8 protein-coding genes are annotated in these 8,167 nt (G+C 48.4%); 3 read left to right on the forward strand and 5 right to left on the reverse strand.

The genetic code is table 11. The annotated features are described in order from the left end of the window. Positions 1-70: 70 nt before the first annotated feature. Positions 71-1,000: a malate dehydrogenase gene (gene mdh / locus ACOJTG_RS23690; protein WP_420156078.1), complete on the reverse strand. Its 930-nt coding sequence runs from the start codon at positions 998-1,000 to the stop codon at positions 71-73. Positions 1,001-1,373: 373 nt separating this feature from the next. On the opposite strand from mdh, the gene ACOJTG_RS23695 reads away from it, so the two are divergent. Further along, positions 1,374-1,775 carry a MaoC family dehydratase gene (locus tag ACOJTG_RS23695; RefSeq protein ID WP_420156079.1) on the forward strand — a complete coding sequence of 134 codons (402 nt, stop codon included), beginning with the start codon at positions 1,374-1,376 and terminating at the stop codon, positions 1,773-1,775. Positions 1,776-1,834: 59 nt separating this feature from the next. Here the strand turns inward: ACOJTG_RS23695 and ACOJTG_RS23700 are convergent, their stop codons facing one another. Together ACOJTG_RS23700 and ACOJTG_RS23705 are read right to left on the reverse strand one after the other, a co-directional pair. Then, complete coding sequence (locus ACOJTG_RS23700) at positions 1,835-2,017, reverse strand: histone H1 (RefSeq protein WP_094811031.1); 183 nt, start codon at positions 2,015-2,017, stop codon at positions 1,835-1,837. Between the two features lie 218 nt (positions 2,018-2,235). Further along, positions 2,236-3,510, reverse strand: coding sequence for an aminotransferase class I/II-fold pyridoxal phosphate-dependent enzyme (locus tag ACOJTG_RS23705; protein ID WP_420156080.1), 1,275 nt, complete (start codon positions 3,508-3,510; stop codon positions 2,236-2,238). Between the two features lie 440 nt (positions 3,511-3,950). On the opposite strand from ACOJTG_RS23705, the gene ACOJTG_RS23710 reads away from it, so the two are divergent. After that, positions 3,951-4,484, forward strand: coding sequence for a hypothetical protein (locus ACOJTG_RS23710; protein WP_420156081.1), 534 nt, complete (start codon positions 3,951-3,953; stop codon positions 4,482-4,484). A gap of 138 nt (positions 4,485-4,622) precedes the next feature. Next, positions 4,623-6,173, forward strand: coding sequence for a hypothetical protein (locus tag ACOJTG_RS23715; protein WP_420156082.1), 1,551 nt, complete (start codon positions 4,623-4,625; stop codon positions 6,171-6,173). Between the two features lie 139 nt (positions 6,174-6,312). Here the strand turns inward: ACOJTG_RS23715 and ACOJTG_RS23720 are convergent, their stop codons facing one another. Next, positions 6,313-7,677 carry a M16 family metallopeptidase gene (locus ACOJTG_RS23720; RefSeq protein WP_420156083.1) on the reverse strand — a complete coding sequence of 455 codons (1,365 nt, stop codon included), beginning with the start codon at positions 7,675-7,677 and terminating at the stop codon, positions 6,313-6,315. A 9-nt stretch (positions 7,678-7,686) separates the two neighbouring features. Next, on the reverse strand, positions 7,687-8,167 hold a 481-nt coding region (locus tag ACOJTG_RS23725; protein ID WP_420156084.1), incomplete at its 5' end, for a M16 family metallopeptidase.

Here is an 8,167-nt window from a genome sequence, read left to right on the forward strand (position 1 = left end):
TGTTAATTAAAGTTAAGCGGGGGTTTTCATGGCTGAAAAGCGGCTCTTCTCTTTAGTACTCCTTTATTTCTTATAAACTTGCCAGTACGCTATTCATCGACCGTACGGCTTCAGCTGATTTGTTAAAAGCGGCCTGCTCGGTTTCGTTCAACTTAAAATCGACAATCTTTTCCCAGCCGTTTTTACCAATCACTACGGGTACACCCAGGCAAATATCGGATTGTCCGTATTCGCCTTCCAGATATACGCAGCAAGGGAAAATACGTTTCTGGTCGCGTACGATACTTTCCACGAGCAGGGCTCCGGAGGCACCAGGAGCATACCAGGCTGAGGTTCCGATCAGGTTCGTAAGCGTTGCTCCACCAACCATGGTATCCGCAGCTACTTTCTGTAAAACTTCCGCACTGAGGTACTCACTTACGGGCGTACCGGAATACGTGGCCAGCCGCGTCAGGGGAATCATGGTGGTATCTCCGTGGCCCCCGATTACGGTTGCCTGTAAATCAGAAGGCGGTACATTCATCGCTAATGACAGGTAGGTCTTGAAGCGGGCCGAATCCAAAATTCCGCCCATGCCGATAATTCGTTGCTTAGGTAAACCCGAAGCCTGCAGGGCCAGATAGGTCATGGTATCCATGGGGTTGGAAATGACCACGATAATGGCATCCGGGGAATGTTCGAGAATATTGGTAGTAACCGTTTTTACAATGCCTGCATTAATACCGATCAGTTCCTCACGCGTCATACCGGGTTTTCGGGGAATGCCTGAAGTAATCACCACAACATCCGAGCCCGCCGTTTTGGTATAATCGTTGGTCGACCCAATGATTTTAGAATCAAATTCCAGCAACGTTGCCGTCTGAAAAATATCCAATGATTTCCCCTCGGCCAGTCCCTCCTTAATGTCCAGTAATACTACTTCCTGGGCTAATTCCCGACGAACAATGTTATCGGCACAAGTGGCTCCTACGGCTCCGGCTCCTACAACGGTGATTTTCATGAACGTGCTAAGTTAATAGATGAAATGAAGTACTTCTTACCCTAAAAGTAGGGATTGACATTTATTAAATACTATATTTTCACAAAAAAAGAATAAAAATTTACGTTTATGAAAAGAAGACGAAAAGAATGAGCAGAACAAGAATAAAGGCCAGATACATCATTCCATCTACGCCTACATACTGTCGATAACTATAAAAAGATTGCCAGATTTTCTTCATGTTCGCAGGGGGTGTATGCAACGGCAATGTTACGGAATCCTCGACACTTTATTCGTGAATTCGTGGACAAAATCCGGTCCCGAAGCCCGAAACGACTTGAAAGAAGGCTTATTTTGCGAAAGATTTTCAGGACGAACGTTCAAACTTATCCTTATGACACAGGGCGAAACTTACGCTTACCCGTTTCAATTTACGCAAGATGACGTCGTGGCTTTTGCCCAAGTGTCCGGTGACGATAATCCGCTTCACCTTGACGCCGATTTTGCGGCCAGCACGCCGTTCAAGCGACCCATTATTCACGGTATTCTCGGAGCCAGTATATTTTCCAATGTGATCGGAACCAAGTTTCCGGGAGCGGGCAGTATCTACGTAAAGCAATCGCTCGATTTTCTTCGCCCGATGTTTGTTGATACTGCTTACGAAGCCCGATTCGAAATCCTGAGCATTAACGCAGATAAACATACGGCGGAAATCGCTACGGAAATCATCGATGCTCAAACCAAGAAGGTTACTACCAAAGGGGTGGCCGTTGTCATGAACCGCGAGCATTTTTAAGCAACAAAAAACCCCCGACTGCTTACAATCGGGGGTTGAATGTTTTGAGAGGCGTAGTATTAATCCTCTTTTTCATTTTTCTTGTTCTGTACTTCAGACCGAATGTCTTGAGCCAGTACTTTCAAGTCCTGCATTCCTTTACGCACCCGCGTACCAGCAGCCTGATTTTGTTTATCGTAGAATTTTTCGAAGTCACCTTCGAGTGACATAACTAAATCTTTGAGTTCTGAAAATCTGCTCATGTGAGTCTGGTGTTTTAATGTATAACAAACGATTGAAAGTACGCAAATATGCGTTTCTGGCGAAATTTAGGCATTTACCCTTTCCCCGCAAGTGTTAGCAGCTCAAAAATGTGAAAGTTCTTGGAAAAATTATACAATTTATTTCCCTGAGCAGAAAAATACCCCATTTTATCCAGTATTAACTGAAAAAAATGGGGTAAAATCAGTGTTTAAAGGCCCTAAACGGCACTTTTTACTACTTGAGCAAAACCTTTATCGGCGTAAGTACCAGCCGTCAGTCGCTCCTGAATAATATCGAACGCATCCAGTGTACGTTCTACGTCTTCCAGCGTATGTACTGCCGTCGGAATAATACGTAACATGATTACGCCTTTCGGAACGACGGGATAAACAACGATCGAACAGAAGATCCCTAGGTTTTCGCGTAAGTCTACGACGAGTTGCGTTACTACAGAATTAGCGTGTTCTCCGTGCAGGAATACCGGCGTAACGGGTGATTGTGTAGTACCAATATCAAAACCCCGGCTACGTAAACCGTTCTGTACCGCGTTTACAATGTTCCAGAGATTCTGACGCAGCTCCGGACGCGTACGCAGCAGTTCCAGACGCTTCATCGCTCCAATAACCAGCGGCATCGGCAGTGATTTAGCGTAGGTTTGCGAACGCAGGTTATACCGCAGGTACTGAATGACCGCTTTCGGTCCGGCGATAAATCCGCCGATGCTGGCCATTGATTTAGCAAACGTTGAGAAGTGTAAATCTACCCCATCCTGTACACCCAGGTGCTCGGCTACGCCAGAACCCGTGGCTCCCATCGTACCAAAACCGTGGGCATCATCCACGAGCAGACGGAAATTGTATTTTTGCTTGAGAGCTACGATTTCATCCAGTTTTCCGATGTTTCCGGACATACCGAAAACGCCTTCAGTAATCACCAGCACTCCACCACCCTGTTCGTCGGCTAGCTTGGTAGCCCGCTGAAGGTTTTTCTCCAGCGATTCCATATCGTTGTGCTTGAAGGTAAAGTACTTACCCATTTTCGCCTTGTGCAGACGGATCCCATCGATCAAACAGGCGTGACTTTCGGCATCATATACGATTACATCCTTATAGTCTACAATGGCCTCAATGGTGGACATGACCCCCTGATAACCGAAATTCAACAGGAATGCATCTTCTTTCTGAACAAACTCAGCCAGCTGACGTTCCAGCTCTTCGTGGTAAGGCGTTTGTCCGGACATCATCCGGGCTCCCATCGGAGCTGCCATACCCCACTGAGCAGCAGCTTCAGCGTCGGTCTGTCGTACCTCGGGGTGGTTAGCCAATCCCAGGTAATTGTTAAGGCTCCAGTTCAGCATTTCCTTGCCCTGGAACTTCATGTGCGGACCGATTTCACCTTCGAGATAAGGGAAAGCAAAATAGCCATGGACTTTATCAGAGTACTGTCCAAGAGGGCCTAGATTCGCCAGACGACGTTCAAAAATATCTGCCACGTTCAGTCAATTTTTATTGTTTATACTTGACCAAAATTAATTTTTTATGGTTGGATTTTATCCTGAAAACAGGCTAGCTTAAACCAGTAATTCCTTCAAAATTAATTTTGGTTCTTTCACGATTTCTACGGCCGCGAAAATAGGATTTTTCTACGAAACTACCAAGGAATGTACGGCACCATTTTGAAGCATTGGAAGGGGTCTGCCTTTTTTGCGACACAAAGGGTCTATTTTTCTACGTATCCGTTAAAATTCTGGCCCCTATACCTATGAGCTGTAAAACAGTTACCTGCTCCCTATGGTTTTAGTGAATACAAAAAATGCGGTGATTTTTTCTGCGGATGAGTGGGCCTCCCTAGCTTTAGGTGTGTCGAAGGGCTTTTACAGCATGAATGAGTGCTGTAAAAAATTTCCGCTTATTTTCTAGCTACCTGATTTTCATGGCTCTGCTCCGTAAACTCGAACGTGTTATTTTTTTTCTCTTACTGATCGGCGTGGGCGTTCTGGGCTGGAGAGTACTTCAAACCTATCCCCGCTCCTCCCGCGACCAGGGGTATCTGAAAACGTTCGGTACGAATCTGAATGCTCAGCGAGCCAATCGGGGGATGCAGCTTTTGCTCGATAGCGACCAGACTCGACTGACCACCGACTCGGCCGGTACTACCCGTATTAGCTGGATTCCGGCCCGCGTTGAAGTTCCGAATCGGCCCCATTTCTGGAAGAAAGAAGTACGGGTTCGGCAACAGAAACTTCAGCAGGAAACCGACTCGTATACGTATCCAACCCCGAAGGGTAATCAGGTACTGCATTTTGATTTTTTCCCGGATAGCCTGCCCGACCGTCAGTTCCGTACCCGACTGGAAGTAGTGGGTTTACCGACCATTGGTTCGTTTGAAATTCCATCGTCCCGTTCTGCCCGTACCTTTCGGGATAGTCTGTTACAGGAATGGAAAATCCGACCAAATCGCCACTAACCCCTTCCACTTAGGCATTCTTTTTTATTCATTCCCGCTAGATTTAAACTGAAATTACTGATGTTATTACGTGCCGGAAACCTAACGCTATTGTACCATGGAGGCTCTTTACGCTATTTTACGATAGAGGGCCAGGAAGTGCTTCGTCGAATTTACGTTGCCATCCGGGATGGTAACTGGGGTACGGCCGACATTCAGATTCAGGAAGAACGCATTGAGCCTTCAGAAGATACCTTCGAAATTCAGTACCGATGGAGCACCGAAACGCCCCGCATGGAAGGCCACGTTCATATTCAGGGAAACATGGATGGCTCCGTGACTTTCGACTGGGAGGGAACGGCTCTGGAAAGTTTTTCCAAAAACCGGGTAGGCCTTTGTGTACTGCACCCGGTGGAGGGTTTTCGCGGTAAGTCTGTTCGCATCATTCATCCGAACGGCGAGGATACGTCCGCCGAATTTCCGGATCTCATTATGCCGCATCAGCCCTTTCTGACGATTGCGGCCATGGAATGGGACGTTACCCCTAAACTGAAAGCCCAGATTGAGCTGGAAGGCGATATTTTTGAAACGGAAGATCAGCGTAATTACTCGGATACTTCCTACAAAACGTACGCTACGCCGCAGAGTTTGCCCAAGCCCGTTGAAGTTGAGTCGGGTGAAACCTTTCATCAGCGAGCTACGCTAACCTTTTCGGGCGAATGGCCGCCCTTCATCACCCCCGATACCAGCGTTCGGATTGATATGGCTGGCGACCCACAGTCCATCCCCGCCTGGGGACTCACCTGGCCGGAACTGGATCGTTCGATCAGCACGAAAGAAATTGAGTTGCTTCGGAAGCTTACGCCCGCTCATATCTTGCTTCGTCTGGATTTGCGAAAGCCCGATTGGGAGCAGGATTTTCAGGCCACGTTCGAACAGATTGAAAAAGTAGGCATTCCGGTACAGTTAGCCGTATTGATTGACGAGCAATACGTACCGAGTCTGAGGTTATTTAAATCCAAGCCCCTCATTAAGGAAGTCATTTTGCTTAACGAAAACGGACTAACGACCTCGGAATTACTCGACCGGGCTTTGCCCCTACTCGAATCCCGCTGGCCGGCTTTACAAATTGGCGGGGGTACCAACGGCTTTTTTGTCAATTTCAACCGCCATCCCTTCGACTACAGCCGGGTAGATTTCGTCAGTTATTCCGTGACTCCTCAAGTACACACGTTCGATGAAGTTTCCATCATCGAAAACTTGGCGGGTCAGGCGGATACCGTTCGTACGGCCGCAGCACGCTCGGGAAAACCCGTGTACGTGTCGCCCGTGTTGCTCGCTCCCGATCCGGACAAACGCCTGCATACGAATTTTGCCGCCAGCTGGACGGTAGGAAGTTTCAAACACCTAGCCGAAGCCGGAGCCGCCTCCGTTACATACTACGAAGCGTTCGGTCCCAACGGTATCCTTGTCGATGATCAGCCCACGCCACTGTACCAATGGTTTGCTTTTTTGAGTGAGTTTAGACCCGAACGCGTCATTCCCAGCCGGGTTTCGCAACCCCTGCGGTGCAGTAGCCTGATTCTGGAAAAGGGCAACAAGTGGAAAACCACGCTGCTGGCCAATCATACGACCGAAGAGCTGCAAATACGCCTGCCCGGAGCCGCTACGATTACGCTGGGGCCGTATGAATGGCGGGCGGTGTTTTAGTTGTCAGTTTGCGGTTTTCTGTTTTTTCGTACTACTGAAGAAGCGGGAATCTGCTTGATTCTTGTTTGAACGGTCTTATGCTATAAAACAGGGAAGCCCGCGTTCACCAACGCGGGCTTCTCTGTTTTACTACGTACATTTAATAGCCGGGGGTTTCGATTTGTTTCTCGGAAACCTCGCCGTATTTTTTGGCGGCTTCGCGGTACTCGGCCGTTTTGCCAATCAGTACCAGTTGAAAATGATCTTTCGGGAAATAAGTCTGAATGATTCGTTTCACGGAATCTACATTCAGGGCATCGACTTTCGCCTGAAAATCGTTGATGTAGCTATCGTTCAGACCATACGTAAACATCGTAGTCAGCAGACTGGCCAGTTGAGCTGGCGTTTCAAAACGCGGCGGAAACTGCCCTTTGACGTAGTTCTTCGCCGAAGTCAGTAGCTTTTCGTCGATACCTTTCGTATACAAACGACCGATGACTTCCAGGGCCAGATCGATGGCAGGAATCGTAGTTTTAGTCGGCGTGAACGTGCGAATGACGAACGTACCACCGGCTTTTTTCATATCGAAACTACTACGAACGCCGTACGTGTAGCCGTGATTTACCCGCAGTTCATCCACCAGCCAGGACGTAAAACGGGCACCCAGTATTGTATTCACTACTTCAATGCCTACGTAATCAGGATTATTCATGGGTACGCCCTTCTGCCCGATTATGATCTGGGTTTCGGTAGCATTTTCCTTATTGACGAGCAGCACGCGGGATTGACTGGGTACGGCTTTTACAGCCGGTGGCGGCGTAGCAGCTGTTCCTTTTTTCCAATCTTTGAATAGCGTCGTCAGCTTTGCTTTCATCGCCGCTGTATTAAAATCACCCACGACCGACACGACCGTACCATTGGGCTGATAGTGTGTTCGGTAAAAGTTTTTCACCTGATCGAGCGTAATCCCGCCAATACTCTCGGGCGTTCCATCGGCGGGCGAGCCATAGGGCTGATTGCCGTAGTAGAAATGATTGAAATACTCACCCAGTACAGCCGAAGGGCGTTGCTTGGCCTGCTTCAATTCAACCAGTAAACGGCTTTTCCGCTTTTCAAACTCACTAGCATCAAACGCTGGGTTGACGAGTACTTCCTTGATCATGGGCCATACCGTTTCCTGGTCTTTTACCGCAAAGGAAGACGTCAGCGAGGCCGTTTCCAGCGTAGCGTAGGTACTAAGCTGAGCCCCCAGAAAGTCCAGCTTTTCATCCAGCAGAGCTTTAGAAAAGGACTTCGTTCCAAACTTCAGCGACTCGGCCGTTAGGTTCGCCAGCCCATACTGGGCACCATCGTAAACCGCTCCCGCCGGCAGACCTACCGACACAGCCAATACTGGAACTTCGTGCTGTTCCATCAGCATCAAGGTCAGACCGTTGGGTAATACCAGTTTTTCGTAGCGGGGGAGTTTAAAATTCTGACTGAATCCCGGAAGAGCCAGTAGCAGAAAAAATAAGATCTTTTTCATGTCGAATGATTATTCAATTTCCTTCTGCAATACGCCTACCGTCCGATTCGATTTCTTGAAGTATGTTTTCGCTACCCGCTGAATGTCAGCCACTGTTACTTTTCGATAGTCTTCGGACGCCGTGAAAAACTTGCGGTAGTCGCCGAAGTAGCGTTCGTACCGACCCAGCGTATTCGCTTTTCCGTTGTTAGTCTGGATACTGCGGTAGAAATCCATTACCTTTTGATTTTTTACCTTCTCCAATTCCGCTTCCGTCACGCCCGTTTTCACGACCTTATCCACTTCAGCGAGCAAAGCGGCTTCCAGCGTATCCGCCGTTTTACCATCCGAAGCCTGGGCGGTAAAACTGAACAGGTACGGATCGATGCTGGGAGCAAAACTCGTGTAGGCCTCGCTGGCGATTTGCGTATCGACGAGGGCTTTGTACAGACGCGAGGACTGGCCCCGGGATAAAATGGCCGACAGCAAATCCAGGGCGTAATACTCCTGG

This window comes from Siphonobacter sp. (assembly GCF_048595215.1).
In the GTDB taxonomy this organism is placed as follows: Bacteria; Bacteroidota; Bacteroidia; order Cytophagales; family Spirosomataceae; genus Siphonobacter.